Below are 16,594 nucleotides of genomic sequence, written 5' to 3' on the forward strand. Positions count from 1 at the left end.
ACTACCGCCGCGCGACAGGGTTGCGCCTGGTTGCGGCAAGCTCCGCCGCGAGGCCAGGCGCCCGAGCGAGCCCCACAAAGGTTCGCATACGGCCCGTCGGGCAGTTCGAAAATCCTAAGGAGAGGTTGTGAAAAGTTCTATTCAACGGAACATCGGGCCGTTTGCGCTGATGCTGACAGGGCTCGGCTCGATCATCGGTTCCGGTTGGCTCTTCGGAGCGTGGAAGGCGGCCAAGATCGCGGGTCCCGCCGCGATCTGCGCCTGGATCATCGGCGCCGTCGTCATTCTGGCCATTGCGACCACCTACGCCGAACTCGGCGCCATGTTTCCGGAGTCGGGCGGCATGGTGCGCTATGCCCGCTATTCGCACGGCGCACTCGTCGGCTTCATCAGCGCGTGGGCGAACTGGATCGCCATCGTGTCCGTCATTCCCATCGAGGCCGAGGCATCCATTCAGTACATGAGTACTTGGCCCTATGACTGGGCTCATGCGCTCTTCGTCAACGAATCGTTAACGCCCATGGGCATAGCCCTGTCGGCAGTGCTGGTCATCGTTTATTTCCTGCTCAACTACTGGGGCGTGAAGGTTTTCGCGCGCGCCAATACGGCTATCACCGTCTTCAAATTCCTGATCCCGGGCCTCACGATCCTGGGCCTGTTCACCGGCTTTCATCACGAGAACCTCGGCGCGCAGGGCGAGTTCGCCCCCTACGGCTGGTCGGCGGTCTTCACGGCCGTCGCGACGAGCGGGATCGTGTTCGCGTTCAACGGCTTCCAAAGCCCGGTGAACCTCGCCGGCGAGGCACGCAATCCGGCGAAAAGCGTGCCGTTCGCGGTCATCGGCTCGATTCTGCTCGCGCTCGTCATCTACGTCCTGTTGCAGATAGCGTATATCGGCGCTGTCAATCCCGCCGACGTCGCCAAGGGCTGGAGTCACTTCAATTTTGCTTCGCCGTTCGCGGAGTTGGCGATCGCGCTGAATCTGAACTGGCTCGCCATCATGCTTTACGTCGACGCGTTCGTGAGCCCGAGCGGTACCGGCACGACCTACATGGCCACGACGACCCGCATGATCTACGCAATGGAGCGCAACAATACGCTGCCGAAGATGTTCGGCAACGTGCACCCGTTCTACGGTGTGCCGCGCAACGCGATGTGGTTCAACCTGCTCGTCTCGTTCGTCTTTCTGTTGTTCTTCCGCGGCTGGAGCTCGCTCGCGGCCGTCATTTCCGTCGCAACCGTCATTTCCTATCTGACCGGGCCGGTCAGCCTGATGGCGCTGCGCCGTGCCGCCACGGATGTCGCGCGGCCGCTCCGTCTGCCGCTCATGAACATCGTCTCGCCGTTCGCATTCGTTTGCGCGTCGATGGTTCTCTACTGGGCGAAGTGGCCGCTGACGGGCGAAATCATCCTGTTGATGATCGTGGCGTTGCCTGTCTATTTCTACTACCAGGGCAAATCGGGTTGGACCGGTTGGGGGCGCGATCTCAAGGCCGCCTGGTGGCTCATCGCGTATCTGCCGACGATGGCACTGCTGTCCCTGATCGGCAGCAAGCAGTTTGGCGGCACGGGCGTGCTGCCTTACGGCTGGGACATGCTCGTCGTCGCGGTTTTCTCGCTCGGGTTCTATTACTGGGGAGTCAATACCGGGTATCGCACGCACTACCTGGATGAGCGCGAGCCCGAAGAGGAAATCATGCAAGGCGTGGGCGTGTGAGCGCCGCGAGGCTTGAGCTTTCGATCGGTAACGCGTTCGATGCGCCTCCGCCCGGCCTTCCCGGGCCGGGCGGGGCGCGCTGACTTTACGGAGCCGGCGTGTCGAACACGTAGTTCGTCATCGCGAGCGCGCGTTGATAGGTGCCCAACGAGTCGATCTCGAGCGAGTAATCGTCGGGCGCCGCACCGAGCGCCGCGTAAACCGGGAGCAAATGCTCGTCGCTCGGATGCATCAGCGCCGCGTACGGTGCCTGCCGCCGGTAGTCGAGCAGCGCATCGATATCGTGCGAGGCAAGCCTCGCCTCGAACCAATCCGTGAACTCCGCCACGCGCGGATCGACATCGTCCGGCCCGGCGTGGAAATCCGCTGCCCGCAGGTTGTGGGTGATCTGGCCCGAGCCCACGATCATCACACCGCCGTCCGCAAGCGGACGCAACGCACGTCCCATCTGAAAGTGATGCATCGGGTCGCGGTGCGGCTGGATCGACAGTTGTGCGACCGGCACATCGGCTTGCGGAAACATCAATAGCATCGGCACCCACGCGCCGTGATCGAGCCCGTGCTCGATGGTCGCGGCATCGATGCCTTGCGCCTCGAGCAACGCGACGGCCTCGCGCGCAACGTCGGGCGCACCCGGCGCCGGGTAGTCGATCTCGTAGAGCGCACGCGGAAACCCGTGAAAATCGTGGATTGTCGCCGGCGAGGCTGCGGTACTGGCCAGAGGCTTGGCCGTACCCCAGTGCGCCGAGAGCATCAGAATCGCACGCGGGCGCGGCAGTCGGGCCGCCAGCGTGCCGAATGCCGCCGAGGGTAGGGTGGGATCGATCGGCAGCGTGGGCGCGCCGTGGGACAAATAAAGCGAGGGTAGACGGGACATGATCGGAGCGCCGCGCAATGCGGCAAAAGAGGATTTGCCTCGACTATAGGCGCACCCGTCGCCGCGATAAATCCGTCTTCATGAAACGCATCGTATCGCGCTGGTTGGCAATGGACGCCGATACGTGCCCGACAGACGACTAGTCGGTCGATTCGCCGCGCAACCCGGGCCACGCCGCTGCGAGTGGGTGGCCCAAGCCGAACAGGTCGAGCACGCGTGCTACGGTGTCGTCGACGATCTCATCGATCGAAGCGGGCCGATTGTAGAACGCGGGCAGCGGCGGAAAGACGATCCCGCCCATTTCGGTGACGGCCGTCATATTGCGCAGATGCGCGAGGTTCAGCGGCGTTTCCCGCACGAGCAGCACGAGCCGGCGCCGTTCCTTGAGCGTGACGTCCGCGGCGCGTGTAATGAGGTTATCGGCGAAGCCATGGGCAATGCTCGCGAGCGTCTTCATCGAGCAGGGTGCGACGATCATGCCGTCGGTCGCGAACGATCCCGATGCGATGCTGGCGCCGACGTCGCGCACGGAATGCACGACGTCGGCGAGCGGATGTACGTCGTCTTTGGTCAACTGCAGCTCGTGCTGCAGATTGAGCCAGCCGGCGCTCGAAATGAGCAAATGCGACTCGATCCCGCCTAGGCGGCGCAGCGTTTCGAGCAGCCGCACGCCGTAGATCGAACCGGTCGCTCCGGTGATGGCGACAATGAGCCGGCGCGGCGGCGCGCTGGGCGATGGCATGGCACGCAGTCGATCAGGCGGCGCGACGCAGCGCGCGCGGCGTCAAGCGGCCGTGAAGAGCTGTTGGAGTTCGCCCGATTCGTACATCTCCATCATGATGTCCGAGCCGCCGACGAATTCGCCCTTCACATAAAGCTGCGGAATGGTGGGCCAGTTCGAATATTCCTTGATGCCCTGGCGAATTTCGTCGTCTTCGAGAACGTTGACCGTCTTGAACTCGCCGACGCCGCATGCTTTCAGAATCTGCACGGCGCGCCCGGAAAAGCCGCACATCGGGAATTGCGCATTGCCCTTCATGAAGAGCACGACCGGGTTTTCGTCGACGATTTGCTTGATGCGTTGTTGCGTGTCCATGACTGACCTTGAATCCGTGACAGGCACGGAATGTGGGAGAGATAGAGCGAAATGATAACGGATTTCGCACTCGGCGGCCGGGGCCGCCTCGCGCCGTAGGGGCCGCGACGCTGCGGCGGGGGTTACGCCGGCGCGGCGCCGCCACTCGCTCGCTCGATGCCGGCCAGATCGGCCAGCGAGCGGACGTTCTCGAAACCATGCTTCGCAAAGAGTGCACGGACGGCTTCCGCTTGATCGTAGCCGTGCTCGACCCAAACCTGGCCGCCTCGTGCGACGAATCGGCGCGCCCCGTCCACGATGGTCCGGATCGCCGCGAGTCCGTCGGCTTCGTCAGTCAACGCGTCGCGCGGCTCGAAGCGCAAATCGCCCTGCGCGAGATGCGGATCGCCAGCGGCGATGTAGGGTGGGTTGCCGACAATGATATCGAATGCGAGCGCCGGGTCGAGCGCGGCGTACCAATCGCTTTTGACGAGTGTCGGCGCACCGCCCGGGCGGCGAGCATCGAGCAGCTTCGCAGCGTTGCGCGCGGTGACGGCGAGCGCCGCGGCCGAGCGATCGAGCGCCCAGATGCGAGCGTCGGGCCGCGTCGCGGCGATGGCCACGGCGATGGCGCCGCTGCCTGTACCGAGGTCCAGCACGCGCGGCATGGCAATGCCGACGATAGCCGCGAGCGCCGTTTCAACGAGCAGCTCGGTTTCGGGGCGCGGGATCAATACGTCCGGCGTGATCTCGAACTGAAGGCCGAAAAACTCGCGGCTGCCCGTCAGTTGTGCGACCGGCTCGCCATTCATGCGGCGCGCTTCGAGCGCGCGATAGCGGTGAAGCGCCTCGTTGTCGAGCTGCTCGTCGCCGCGCGTGATGAGCTCCGTGCGCCGCCAGCCTAGCGCGTGAGCGAGCAGAATGCGCGCTTCGAGTGCGGGCAAGCGCGTCGCGCGCAGCAGCGCGGCGGGGGTGGCCGGTAGGGGCGGCTCGGCTGCGCGATCGGGCGCTGCGGCGGGGCTTCGGGTCGTCATGGTGGCGGATCGGTCGTACCGTGCGGAAAAAAGGGCGCGGGCGTGCTCATTCTGCATCGCCGAGCGAGGCGAGCAGCTCGGCCTGATGTTCGCTCACGAGCGCGGCGATCAGATCGTCCAGATCGCCGTCCATGATGGCTTCGAGCTTGTAGAGTGTCAGGTTGATGCGGTGATCGGTGAGCCGGCCTTGCGGGAAGTTGTAGGTCCGGATGCGTTCCGAGCGGTCTCCCGAACCGATCAGGCTTTTGCGCGTGGCGGCTTCCTTCGCGTGTTGCTCGTGGTACTGCTTGTCTTTGATGCGTGCTGCGAGGACCTTGAGCGCGCGGTCCTTGTTCTTGTGCTGCGACCGATCGTCCTGGCATTCGACGACGATGCCCGTCGGCAAGTGCGTGATGCGCACGGCCGAATCGGTCTTGTTGATGTGCTGACCGCCCGCGCCCGACGCCCGGAACGTATCGATGCGCAAATCGGCCGGATTGATCTCGACTTCGCCGATCTCATCGGCCTCCGGCATGACCGCGACCGTACATGCCGAAGTGTGGATGCGGCCCTGGGTTTCCGTGGCCGGTACCCGCTGCACGCGATGACCGCCCGACTCGAACTTGAGCCGCGAGTAGGCACCCTGACCCGCAATCCGGACGATCACTTCCTTGTATCCGCCGAGATCCGAGACGCTTTCCGAAATCATTTCGACCTGCCAACGCTGGCGCTCGGCGTAGCGCAGGTACATGCGCAGCAGGTCGCCGGCGAACAGCGCGGATTCGTCGCCGCCTGTCCCGGCGCGGATTTCGAGGAAGATGTTGCGCTCGTCGTTCGGATCTCTCGGCAGCAGCATCGTGCGCAGCTCCGATTCGAGGCGACCCATGCGTTCTCGCGCGGCGCGCGCTTCTTCTTCGGCGAACTCACGCATCGACGCGTCGGCCAGCAGCTCCTGCGCCGTTGCCGCGTCGGTGCGCGCCTGGCGCCATTGGCCGTAATGCTCGACGACTGGCCCGATCTCCGCATGTTCGCGCGTGAGCTTGCGATATTGGTCCAGATTGGCCGTCACGTCGCCACGGCTCAGCAAATCGTTGAGTTCGGCCAGCCGGGTGGTCAACTGGTCGAGCTTCTGTTGCATGCTCGTTTTCATGGTCTGGAGCGGGGCTCCTGAAAGGAAGAGGAATCGGGGACAGTGCTCGGGTGGGGGTGCCCGCGCCGGCGCGGCGTTTGCCGCGACGCTAACGATCGGAGGGCTTCGCGTGCCGGTATACGCCGCCGAGCAACTCGACGAGCGCGGCCCGGTCTTCGCTGCTCGCGCGGTTGAGCGCGTGCGTCGGGCCGTGGATCAGCTTGTTGGTGAGCGATTGCGACAAGGCTTCGAGCACCGCTGCCGGGTCGTCACCGCGCGCGAGCATCTTTTGCGCGCGCTCGAGTTCGGCGCGCCGCAGCACGTCGGCCTGCATGTGCATGTGGCGGATCACCGGCACGGCGCTGCGTGCGTCGAGCCACTGCATGAAGTGCTGTACGCGCGTCTCGATGATCGCTTCCGCCTGGGCCACCGCCGCTTGTCTGGAAGCGTTGCCTTCGCGAACGATCGCACCGAGATCGTCGACGGTATAGAGGAAAACGTCTTGCAGCTCGGCCACTTCGGGTTCGATGTCGCGCGGCACCGCGAGATCGACCATGAAGATCGGCCGGCGCCGCCGCGCCTTGACAGCCCGTTCGACGGCGCCGAGTCCGATGATCGGCAGCGTCGACGCCGTGCACGAAACGATGATGTCGAACTCGTGCATCCGCGTGGGCAGCTCGGCGAGTGCCATCGAACGTCCGCGAAAGCGTTCGGCCAGCTTCGCGCCGCGCTCCACGGTACGGTTCGCGATGACCAACTCGCGCGGTTCCTGTGCGGCGAAGTGCGCGGCGCAGAGTTCGATCATCTCTCCCGCGCCGATGAAAAGCACGCGCTGGTTCGAGATTTTGTCGAAGATGCGCTGGGCGAGGCGGACCGCCGCGGCGGCCATCGAGACCGACTGGGCCCCCACGGCCGTCGTGCCGCGCACTTCCTTCGCGACCGAGAACGTGCGCTGGAAAAGCTGATTGAGGTAGGTGCCGAGCGCCCCCGCGTCGGAAGCGGCACGCACGGCGTGCTTCATTTGTCCGAGGATTTGTGTTTCGCCGAGCACCATCGAATCGAGCCCCGAGGCAACGCGAAAAGCGTGGCGCACGGCTTCCGACTGCGGCAGCGCATAGACGTGCGGAGCGAGATCGGCAGCGTCCATGCCGTGATAGTGCGCAAGCCATTCGATGGCGGCTTCGCGCGGCGCGCGGTCGTCAGTCGCGCAATAGAGCTCGGTCCGGTTGCAAGTCGACAGGATCGCCGCCTCGGGAGCCCCGAGCGCCGGCCGCCCCAGCCACAGCGATCTGAGCGCGGCGAGCGCCGGCTTGATCTCTTCGAGCGGAAACGCCACACGTTCGCGCAGTGCGACGGGCGCCGTGTGGTGATTGATTCCGATCGTTAGCAGTTGCATATGCGGGGTGCATTGCCGCCAGGTTGACAGGGCGGCGCTAGGATTTCAGCCGGGTATTATAACGGTTCCATGCTTTGGGCACGTCCGCGTCAATCCCGGGCGCGGGCCCCGGAGCGTCCCTTTTCCAACCCTCTCCGTCATCGAAAAAGACCGCCATGCGATCGACAGGTTCATACCATTTCCGCGTGTTTCGACCGGTACGGTCGACGGCGGGGCGCGGCTGATGGGGTGGCCCGGACTCGTCGTGCTCGGCATCGTGGTCGGGCTGGCCGGCTGGCGCTTGCACCCGCTCTATCGCGCGAGCCGCGTGCGCTGGTTCATTGCCGTTGGCGTCGGCATCGTGGCCGCCGCGGCCGCGAAGATGGCCGGCAACGTGTCCGGGCTTTTCTACGATGGCGGGGTGTTCGAGTGGCCGGTCTGCACGGCCGTCGCGTTCATCGCCGTGGCGGTGACCGTCGGTCTGGCGACTCGACGATAAATGAGGCCTGATTCATGAACGACCGACCTACCGAGACCGCCGACCCCACCCTCGACATTGCCGCACGCATCGCGCGCTTGCGCGATGCCATGGCGCGCGAGCGGCTGGACGCCTACGTCGTGCCGTCCTCCGATCCGCATCTGTCCGAATATCTGCCCGCACGCTGGCAAGCCCGGCAGTGGCTCTCGGGCTTCACGGGTTCCGCTGGCACGCTCGTCGTCACAGCGGACTTCGCTGGCGTGTGGACCGATAGCCGCTATTGGGTGCAAGCCGCCGCCGAACTCGAGGGCAGCGGGGTCGAGCTCATGAAGATGACGGCGGGGCAGCAATCGCAGCCGCATGTCGATTGGCTCGCGCAGCGGCTGGCCTCCGGGTCGAACGTGGGTGTCGACGGTGCCGTGCTGGCGCTCGCAGCCGCACGTGCATTGGCCGATGCGCTGAGCGCGCGAGGCATCGGGCTGCGGACCGACCTCGATCTGTTGGACGCGGTGTGGGCAGACCGTCCGGAACTGCCCTCAGCGCCCGTTTACGAGCATCGAGAGCCGCACGCGTGCGTCGCGCGGGTTGAAAAGCTCGAAGCCGTGCGGCGGGCGATGCGCGAACAGGGCGCGCAGTGGCATTTCGTCTCGACGCTCGACGATCTCGCCTGGCTCACGAATCTGCGCGGTGCCGATGTCAATTTCAATCCCGTCTTCGTCGGCCATGCGCTGATCGGTCTCGAGTCGGCCACGCTGTTCGTCGGCGCAGGCAAGGTGCCGCCCGATGTCGCCGCCAGCCTTGCGCGCGACGGCGTGGCGATCGAAGCGTACGAGCGGGCGTCTGCCGCGCTTGCGGCGCTGCCGGCCGGCGCGACATTGCTCGTCGATCCGCGGCGCATCACCTACGGCTTGCGCGAGGCGGTCCCGCAGTCGGTCGACGTGGTCGAGGCGGTCAACCCGTCCACGTTCGCGAAGTCGCGCAAGACTGCCGCCGAGGCCGAGCACGTGCGCGCGACGATGGAACAGGACGGCGCCGCGCTGGCCGAGTTCTTCGCCTGGTTCGAAAACGCGCTTGGGCGGCAAACGCTGACCGAGCTCATCGTCGACGAACGGCTCACCGCCGCGCGAGCGCGCAGGCCCGGCTACATCTGCCAGAGCTTTGCCACCATTGCCGGCTTCAACGCGAACGGCGCGATGCCGCACTATCGTGCGACCGAGGCATCGCATGCGCACATCGCGGGCGATGGATTGCTGTTGATCGACTCGGGCGGACAGTATCTGGGCGGCACGACCGACATTACGCGGGTGATGCCGATCGGCTCGATCACCGACCCGCAACGACGCGACTTCACGCTTGTGCTCAAGGGCATGATCGCGCTCTCGCGCGCCCGTTTTCCGCGCGGTATCCGTTCGCCGATGCTCGATGCCATCGCGCGTGCGCCGATCTGGGAGGCGGGTGTCGACTACGGGCATGGCACAGGGCATGGCGTCGGCTACTTCCTCAACGTGCATGAAGGTCCGCAGGTGATCTCGCACTATGCGCCGGCGGAGCCTTATACGGCGATGCAGGCGGGGATGATCACGTCCGTCGAGCCCGGTATCTATCGACCGGGGCAGTGGGGCGTGCGAATCGAGAATCTCGTTCTGAGCCGAGCGGCGGGCGAGACGGAGTTCGGCGCGTTCCTCGACTTCGAGACGCTGACTCTGTGCCCGATCGATACACGCGCCATAGCGCCGGCGCTGTTGCGCGACGACGAGCGCGCATGGCTCAACGGCTATCACGAGACAGTGCGTGAACGCATTTCACCGCATGTGACGGGTGAGGCCCGAGCCTGGCTCGAGGCCCGCACGCGAGCGATCTGATCTTTGCACGACGAGGGAGAGCGTTGCATGGCAGCGAAGGTGGTGGTCTTCGATTTCGGCGGGGTGCTCATCGACTGGAACCCCGAGTATTTATACCGTCGGTTGATTCCCGATGAAGGAGAGCGCCGCCGCTTCCTGACCGAGGTGTGCTCGATGGACTGGGTCGTGCAGCAAGATGGCGGTCAGTTGATCGAGACGGGGACCGCGGAGCTTGTCGCGCGTTTTCCGCAGCACGAATCGTTGATTCGTGCGTTCTATGCGCGCTGGCACGAGATGATCGGTGGAGTGATTGCCGACGGTGCTGCGCTCGTCGAAAAGCTCGAGGCTGCGGGGGTGCCGCTCTTTGGGCTCACGAATTGGTCGGCTGAGACGTTCCCATATGCCTGGGATCGTTTCGACGTGCTGCGGCGCTTTCGCGACATCGTCGTATCGGGCCGCGTAAAGCTCGTGAAGCCCGATCCGGCGATTTATGCCGAGATGTTTTCCCGCATCGAGCGGCATGTGCCCGGCGTGGCGGCCCATGAGCTCGTCTTCATCGACGACAACATCAAGAACGCGCACGCCGCGGCAGCGCTCGGATGGCACGGCGTGCACCACACGAGCGCGGCCGCCACCGAGGCACGGCTGCGGGAGCTGGGCCTCGCGCTGGGCACCTGAATGAGCGCGCCCGGTTGACCGGGCGCTTGCCGCTTCCCGCGCGCGTATCAGCGCATCAGCGCGTGATCGGCTTATAGCGGATGCGTTTGGGCTTGGCCGCTTCTTCGCCCAGGCGCTTGCGCTTGTCCGCTTCGTACTCCTGATAGTTGCCGTCGAAGAACACCACCTGCGAGTCGCCCTCGAACGCGAGGATGTGGGTGGCGATGCGATCGAGGAACCAGCGATCGTGCGAGATCACCATGACCGACCCTGCGAATTCGAGCAGTGCGTCTTCGAGCGCGCGCAGTGTCTCGACGTCGAGGTCGTTCGACGGTTCGTCGAGGAGCAGCATGTTGCCGCCGGCGATGAGCGTCTTCGCCAGATGCAGGCGCCCGCGCTCGCCGCCGGAGAGATTGCCGACGTTCTTTTGCTGATCGGCGCCCTTGAAGTTGAAACGGCCGATGTAGGCGCGCGAGGGCGTTTCGTATCTGCCGACCGTCAGGACATCGGCGCCGCCGGAGATTTCCTCGAAGACGGTCTTCGAGCCGTCGAGCGCGTCGCGGCTCTGATCGACATAGGCGAGCTTGACCGTCGGTCCGATATCGATGGTGCCCGAATCGGGCGTTTCGCGGCCCGTCAGCATGCGAAAGAGGGTGGACTTGCCGGCGCCGTTCGGGCCGATGATGCCAACGATCGCGCCGGGCGGCACCTTGAAGCTCAGATTGTCGATGAGCAGCCGGTCGCCATAGGCCTTGGTGACGTTCTTGAATTCGACCACTTCGTTGCCCAGCCGGTCGCCGACGGGAATGAAGATTTCCTGCGTCTCGTTGCGCTTTTGGTAGTCCTGGCTGCTCAATTCCTCGAAGCGGGCAATACGCGCCTTCGATTTCGCCTGACGGCCCTTCGGGTTCTGGCGCACCCACTCGAGCTCTTTCTTGATCGCCTTTTGGCGCGCCGATTCAGCCGTTTCTTCCTGTTTCAGGCGCGTTTCCTTCTGATCGAGCCAACTGCTGTAGTTGCCCTTCCACGGAATGCCGTAGCCACGGTCGAGCTCGAGAATCCACTCGGCCGCGTTATCGAGGAAGTAGCGATCGTGGGTGACGGCTACGACCGTACCCGGGAAGCGCGTGAGGAACTGTTCGAGCCATTCGACGGATTCGGCGTCGAGGTGGTTGGTGGGCTCGTCGAGCAGCAGCATGTCGGGCTTTTCGAGGAGCAGCTTGCACAGTGCCACGCGGCGCTTTTCACCGCCCGACAGATTCGCGATTTTCGCGTCCCACGGCGGCAGGCGCAGCGCGTCCGCGGCGACTTCGAGTTGCTGCTCGGGGCTGCCGCCGTCGCTTGCGGCGAGGATCGCTTCATACTTCGCCTGCTCGGCAGCGAGTGCGTCGAAGTCGGCATCGGGTTCGGCGTAGGCCGCGTAGATTTCGTCGAGCTTCTTTTGCGCGCTGAAGATATCGCCGAGGCCTTCTTCGACGGCCTCGCGCACGGTTTTTTCCGGATCGAGCTGCGGCTCTTGGGGCAGGTAGCCGATGTTCAGATTCGGCATGGGCGTCGCTTCGCCTTCGATGTCCCGGTCGACGCCGGCCATGATGCGAATGAGCGTCGATTTGCCCGAGCCGTTCAGGCCGAGCACGCCGATTTTCGCGCCGGGGAAGAACGAGAGCGAGATGTCCTTCAGGATTTGACGCTTGGGCGGCACGATTTTGCCGACCCGGTTCATGGTGTAGACGTATTGGGCCATGTGCGGGGAAACGGAAATTGAGAGAAAACGCTAGTCTTACACGTTACCGGGTGGGCGCGCAAAGAAGCGTGCGTTTCGGTGGGGGCGTGGCCGAGTGCTCAGGGGCAAAGGATGGACCGGATCGCAGGCCGCGCCGGCGTCATAACGAAAAGCCGGCGCCAGCCGGCATTGGAAGAGCACACGATGAAATTTGCCGTGGTGACTTATGGAACCGAGGGGGATACGCGGCCGCTCGCCGCACTGTGCCGCGCGCTGATCGATGCGGGTCATGAAGCGCGTATTTTGGCCGATGCATCGACGCTGACGAGTGCGGCGGCGCTTGGCGTACCCGCATCGCCGCTGATGGGCGACATCAAGCGAGCCTTGATGCCGGGCGAGGCGTTGTCGAATGTCGTTGGCGGTAAAACGAATTTTTCGAACACGGCCCGCGCCCTGGCGGAAATCGCGAACGCGAATACGATGGTCTGGGTGCGCGAGACCCTGGACGCGGCGCGTGGCTGTGATGCGCTGATCGTATCGGCGCTGGCGTCGTTTGTCGGGCTGTCTGTAGCCGAGTGCCTGGGCATCCCCGCTATCGGCGCCGGTATGATCCCGATTACGCCGACCGCTGATTTCGCGTCACCGTTTTTGCCGCCCGGCAAGCTGCCGGGCTGGCTCAACCGCGCGAGCCATCGTTTCGTCAATGCGATGCTCTGGCGTGCGTTTCGCAAAGCGACGAACGCGGCGCGAGCGAGCGTTTGTGGGCTCCCCGCACGCGAGCGCGTGTGGACTGAACACCCGATTCTTTACGGTGTGTCGCCGAGCCTTTTGCCACAGCCTCACGATTGGCCGCCGCAGGCGCGTATTTGTGGGCAATGGAGACCGCCGGGTGCGCGCGAATGGTCCGCTCCGAAGCCCCTCGCCGATTTCCTAGCGGCGGGGGAGGCACCGATCTATATCGGGTTTGGCAGCATGGCGGGCTTTAATCGGCGCAAACTTGGCGAAGCGTTGATCGGGGCCGTCGGGGGGCGCCGCGCCCTCTTTTACCCGGGGTGGAGCGGCATAGATGGTAACGCGCTGCCTTCGAATTTCCATGTGGTTGGAGATACGCCGCATGAGTGGCTCTTTCCGCGCACCTCGATGGTCGTTCACCATGGGGGAGCCGGTACATCTCACTCCGCGGCGCGTGCGGGGGTGCCTTCCGTCGTCGTTCCCTTTGCGGCCGATCAATTCTTTTGGGCCGATCGACTCGCTAAGCGCGGCATCGCACCGGCAGCCGTGCCAGGAAAGCGGGTATCGGCGGCGGCGCTGGCACACGCCATCGACTTCGCGTCGCGTGCGCAAGTGCGCACGCGCGCGGCCGCAATCGGTGCGGCGATGGCGCAAGAAGACGGCCTCGGCGAGGCCGTGCGGACGATCGAGTCGATTGCGCGTGCGGGGAGTCGGGCCGGGTTGGCGGAGCTCAGATGTTGAAGTGGCACCCCGCGGTGTTGGTCTTTCATGACGATTGCGCGCCTGGAGATATTTCAGCCGCAGGTCTGGGTGCAGCAGCGTAGAACACGCGGAACCACATTCGGTGAGCCACGCCAATTCCGGCGAGAAGTGTAACGATCAGCATGCCGGACATCGGATTAACCGTGCCAGGCACGTCGCCCAATACGCGCAGAGCCCCATAAGCCAGCAGCGAAACAGATGCCATCGCCGCAAGCGACGCCCCCAGTAGACGCCAGCCGTGCAGTCGGCTGAGATCACGCGGCAGGCCGAGCATCGCGCCCGCGAAGACCAAGGCTGTCGGAACGGCAACCGTGCCAATGTAGTCAAACATCACGAGCTTGAGATCATCGTCAAAGTAGTCGAGCAACATAGGCGTCGCTTGTGTCATAAACGACAGTAGTACGGTAGCGAACATCCAAGCCGCGAGGCCGGCAATGCGCCGCCGTGCGTTAGCGGGCGGTGCCAGCGGTAATGCATCTTTGCGCAGCATGTGTGTAATGAATCGCCACGTCAGCCAAGCCACGAGCGCGTACAGAACGACATTCAGCAAGCTGATGATCGTCACGATGAAATTCAGCATGGCGGAGCCGTCGTTCAAATGTCGAATCAGCGCTTCGAACATCAATCTTTGCGCGATCTCCCAACCCACCAGGCATGATGCGTAGATCGTCAGCAGCAACGCCGGGCGACGGAATGCAAGCTGACCCCGCTGTTCCCCGTGCCATAGAACAATCAGGAAAACCAAACCGGTTCGATACACCAGGCTACTAATAAGATTGGTCAGGTTCACGGCCAATACGTCCGCGGACAGAAAAGATGCCTTCGCCAGGCCGTAGTAGCCATATAGAAACGGCGCAGCGGCGATGGCCGCCGCGATGACTGCGGCTGTACGGGGCAACGAGCCGGGGCGGGATTGTGAATTCATGTTGACTCCGGTGGCAAGCGAGGTCTCGCGTTCGCACTCGTTTCATAAGGCATCTCGTCGAACGACAAAAGCGGGTCGCTTTCGTCCTTCATCGCATTTTTTCAGTTCTAGAGGTTCGATAGCGCTTGCATAGCAGTGGTCTTGCCATGCAAGCGGATCACGCCGACAGCCAGCTTCATCCGCCGATCGTGTATCGACATTACCCCGCGGGAGTGCGGATTGCGTATAACTCTGCTCTCCGGTGCTGAACCTGCATCGTGCGATAGGTATTCATCGCCTTCGATGCAGTTCGCCAACAAGATGTTGCACGACGCATCACTTTGCGGAAACACCAACCTTAATAGCCGGTTGTTCCGCATCCCGGTGGCGATTTTCCGAAGGTCTTGAGCAGACAAGTCGGTATTCATTGGCAAGCCTGACGGATAAGCCGGAATTCGGAGTCGGGCGATTTTACACGGAATTACTTCATGGCAAAACAGGCTCAATCATTATTGGCATCGGCTGCTATTTTTAGAAAAAATTGCCGATTTATTTGAGATTGCGGTAGTTATTGCTAATTCATGCTTGCCGTTCTCATGGCAGCGGACCCACGCCTCTTACCGGCTCGCCCCGCTACAGATCAGGTCCGTCGGGGCGAACTGTTACGGCTTCGCGTTCGGCTTGGCATGCCGGCACTGCCTATCATTGAGCACGTCTGCCACCACTGTGGCAGGCGTACCCGGTTTGATTCGTTACTTCAATGCGCCACTTGATACCCCGTGCAAGGATGGGACTTAAGTGGCGTAGGCATTTGATGGGGATTTTGGGGCGTCGTGATGCCCCGTGAAAGAGCAGGTTTTGCTTAGACGTTGAACAGGAAGTTCATGACGTCGCCATCGTGCACGACGTACTCTTTGCCCTCGGCGCGCATCTTGCCGGCTTCCTTTGCGCCTTGTTCGCCTTTATAGGCAACGAAGTCATCGAACGAAATCGTCTGTGCGCGGATGAAGCCGCGCTCGAAGTCTGTATGAATGACGCCGGCCGCTTGCGGCGCTGTATTGCCGATATGGATCGTCCAGGCGCGTACTTCCTTCACGCCTGCGGTGAAGTACGTCTGCAGACCCAGCAGCTTGAAACCGGCACGGATGACACGGTTCAGGCCCGGCTCGTCCATTCCCATATCGGCGAGGAACACTTCCTTGTCCTCGTCGGCCAGATCCGCAATCTCCGCTTCGATCGCCGCGCACACCGCGACGACGGGCGATTTCTCGGCATCGGCATGCCGGCGCACGGCATCGAGGTAGGGGTTGTTCTCGAAGCCGTCGTCTTTCACGTTGGCCACATACATCGTCGGTTTCGCGGTGATGAGGCAAAACGGCTTGATGAGCGCGGCCTCGTCGTCGGACAACTCGAGCGCGCGGATCGGCTTGGCCATATCGAGCTGCGCGCGGGCCTTCTCGAGTACCGCGGCGAGTTTGACGGCTTCCTTGTCGTTGCCCGATTTCGCGGCTTTCGAATAGCGGGCGAGCGCTTTCTCGACAGTGGCGAGATCGGCGAGCGCCAGTTCCGTGTTGATGACTTCGATGTCGGAGAGCGGATCGACCTTGCCGGCCACGTGAATCACGTTTTCGTCTTCGAAGCAGCGCACCACATGCGTGATCGCATCGGTTTCGCGGATGTTGGCGAGGAACTGGTTACCGAGGCCTTCGCCCTTGCTCGCTCCGGCGACGAGGCCCGCGATATCGACGAATTCGACGACGGCCGGCACGACGCGCTCAGGCTTGACGATCTCGGCGAGTGCTTTCAGCCGCGCATCCGGCACTTCCACGACACCGACGTTCGGCTCGATCGTGCAGAACGGATAGTTCTCGGCGGCGATGCCGGCCTTCGTCAGTGCATTGAAGAGGGTGGACTTGCCGACGTTCGGCAGGCCGACGATGCCGCATTTGAGACTCATGGAAGACCTTTCTGGATCGATCTGTTGCGGTTGCTCGCCGCTTCTTCCGTTGTCCGGCAATGGACCGAAGCGCGACAGCCGCAAGGTGAATTCGGGTACGAGACGGAACGGGCACGGATCGGGCGCTTGCCGTCCATGGTTCGTGCTCGTCTTCGACTCGTGAAACGGCAATTGTAACGCTTTCGGGGGCTTCGACCGGCTGGCGATGAGATGACTTGGAGCTAACAGTGAGCGCTGAGCGAATGAGGTGCCTACAGACTCGTGGGGCGCGAAGGGCGTCGGTTCCATCCACCGTTCAGGTGGATAGGTATCATTACATTTTGTTTACATGGTAATTCAATTTCATTACATTTG

Annotated in this window: 15 protein-coding genes; 5 read left to right on the forward strand and 10 right to left on the reverse strand. The window is 63.4% G+C overall.

Annotated elements, in window-relative coordinates:
* Positions 1–127 precede the first annotated feature (127 nt).
* Positions 128–1,717, forward strand: coding sequence for an APC family permease (locus ACR9ZC_RS09105; protein ID WP_331571707.1), 1,590 nt, complete (start codon positions 128–130; stop codon positions 1,715–1,717).
* A gap of 85 nt (positions 1,718–1,802) precedes the next feature.
* Here the strand turns inward: ACR9ZC_RS09105 and ACR9ZC_RS09110 are convergent, their stop codons facing one another.
* The 6 genes from ACR9ZC_RS09110 to hemA form a co-directional block, all read right to left on the reverse strand.
* Positions 1,803–2,594, reverse strand: a complete 792-nt coding sequence (locus tag ACR9ZC_RS09110; protein WP_481580034.1) for a DODA-type extradiol aromatic ring-opening family dioxygenase — start codon at positions 2,592–2,594, stop codon at positions 1,803–1,805.
* A gap of 139 nt (positions 2,595–2,733) precedes the next feature.
* Positions 2,734–3,336 carry a UbiX family flavin prenyltransferase gene (locus tag ACR9ZC_RS09115; RefSeq protein ID WP_481580035.1) on the reverse strand — a complete coding sequence of 201 codons (603 nt, stop codon included), beginning with the start codon at positions 3,334–3,336 and terminating at the stop codon, positions 2,734–2,736.
* A gap of 42 nt (positions 3,337–3,378) precedes the next feature.
* On the reverse strand, positions 3,379–3,690 hold the full coding sequence (gene grxD / locus ACR9ZC_RS09120) for a Grx4 family monothiol glutaredoxin (RefSeq protein WP_331571713.1): 312 nt from the start codon (positions 3,688–3,690) through the stop codon (positions 3,379–3,381).
* A gap of 122 nt (positions 3,691–3,812) precedes the next feature.
* Positions 3,813–4,703 carry a peptide chain release factor N(5)-glutamine methyltransferase gene (gene prmC, locus ACR9ZC_RS09125; RefSeq protein ID WP_481580036.1) on the reverse strand — a complete coding sequence of 297 codons (891 nt, stop codon included), beginning with the start codon at positions 4,701–4,703 and terminating at the stop codon, positions 3,813–3,815.
* A 46-nt stretch (positions 4,704–4,749) separates the two neighbouring features.
* On the reverse strand, positions 4,750–5,832 hold the full coding sequence (gene prfA, locus ACR9ZC_RS09130) for a peptide chain release factor 1 (RefSeq protein WP_481580037.1): 1,083 nt from the start codon (positions 5,830–5,832) through the stop codon (positions 4,750–4,752).
* Positions 5,833–5,920: 88 nt separating this feature from the next.
* Positions 5,921–7,207, reverse strand: coding sequence for a glutamyl-tRNA reductase (gene hemA / locus ACR9ZC_RS09135; protein ID WP_481580038.1), 1,287 nt, complete (start codon positions 7,205–7,207; stop codon positions 5,921–5,923).
* Positions 7,208–7,430: 223 nt separating this feature from the next.
* Between hemA and ACR9ZC_RS09140 the strand changes: the two genes are divergently transcribed.
* The 3 genes from ACR9ZC_RS09140 to ACR9ZC_RS09150 are packed head-to-tail and all read left to right on the forward strand — an operon-like array spanning position 7,431 to position 10,183.
* Positions 7,431–7,685, forward strand: coding sequence for a hypothetical protein (locus ACR9ZC_RS09140; protein ID WP_331571721.1), 255 nt, complete (start codon positions 7,431–7,433; stop codon positions 7,683–7,685).
* A gap of 14 nt (positions 7,686–7,699) precedes the next feature.
* The gene (locus ACR9ZC_RS09145; protein WP_481580039.1) at positions 7,700–9,526 is read left to right on the forward strand and encodes an aminopeptidase P family protein; all 1,827 of its coding nucleotides are present in this window, start codon (positions 7,700–7,702) and stop codon (positions 9,524–9,526) included.
* Between the two features lie 27 nt (positions 9,527–9,553).
* Positions 9,554–10,183 (forward strand): HAD family hydrolase, encoded by a 630-nt coding sequence (locus ACR9ZC_RS09150; protein WP_481580040.1) that lies wholly within the window; start codon positions 9,554–9,556, stop codon positions 10,181–10,183.
* Between the two features lie 55 nt (positions 10,184–10,238).
* On the opposite strand, the gene ettA is transcribed toward ACR9ZC_RS09150, so the two are convergent.
* Complete coding sequence (gene ettA, locus ACR9ZC_RS09155) at positions 10,239–11,906, reverse strand: energy-dependent translational throttle protein EttA (protein WP_481580041.1); 1,668 nt, start codon at positions 11,904–11,906, stop codon at positions 10,239–10,241.
* 183 nt (positions 11,907–12,089) lie between these two features.
* Here ettA and ACR9ZC_RS09160 point away from each other — a divergent pair, with 183 nt between their 5' ends.
* On the forward strand, positions 12,090–13,358 hold the full coding sequence (locus ACR9ZC_RS09160; RefSeq protein WP_481580042.1) for a glycosyltransferase: 1,269 nt from the start codon (positions 12,090–12,092) through the stop codon (positions 13,356–13,358).
* Positions 13,359–13,383: 25 nt separating this feature from the next.
* Here ACR9ZC_RS09160 and ACR9ZC_RS09165 read toward each other — a convergent pair whose 3' ends face one another.
* The 3 genes from ACR9ZC_RS09165 to ychF all read right to left on the reverse strand — a co-directional run bounded on the left by ACR9ZC_RS09165 (position 13,384) and on the right by ychF (position 16,240).
* Positions 13,384–14,304: a hypothetical protein gene (locus tag ACR9ZC_RS09165; RefSeq protein ID WP_481580043.1), complete on the reverse strand. Its 921-nt coding sequence runs from the start codon at positions 14,302–14,304 to the stop codon at positions 13,384–13,386.
* A gap of 107 nt (positions 14,305–14,411) precedes the next feature.
* Positions 14,412–14,711: a hypothetical protein gene (locus ACR9ZC_RS09170; RefSeq protein WP_481580044.1), complete on the reverse strand. Its 300-nt coding sequence runs from the start codon at positions 14,709–14,711 to the stop codon at positions 14,412–14,414.
* 434 nt (positions 14,712–15,145) lie between these two features.
* The gene (ychF, locus tag ACR9ZC_RS09175; protein ID WP_331570972.1) at positions 15,146–16,240 is read right to left on the reverse strand and encodes a redox-regulated ATPase YchF; all 1,095 of its coding nucleotides are present in this window, start codon (positions 16,238–16,240) and stop codon (positions 15,146–15,148) included.
* Positions 16,241–16,594: the final 354 nt, after the last annotated feature.

The organism is Trinickia sp. HAY1-2D (genome assembly GCF_056754935.1).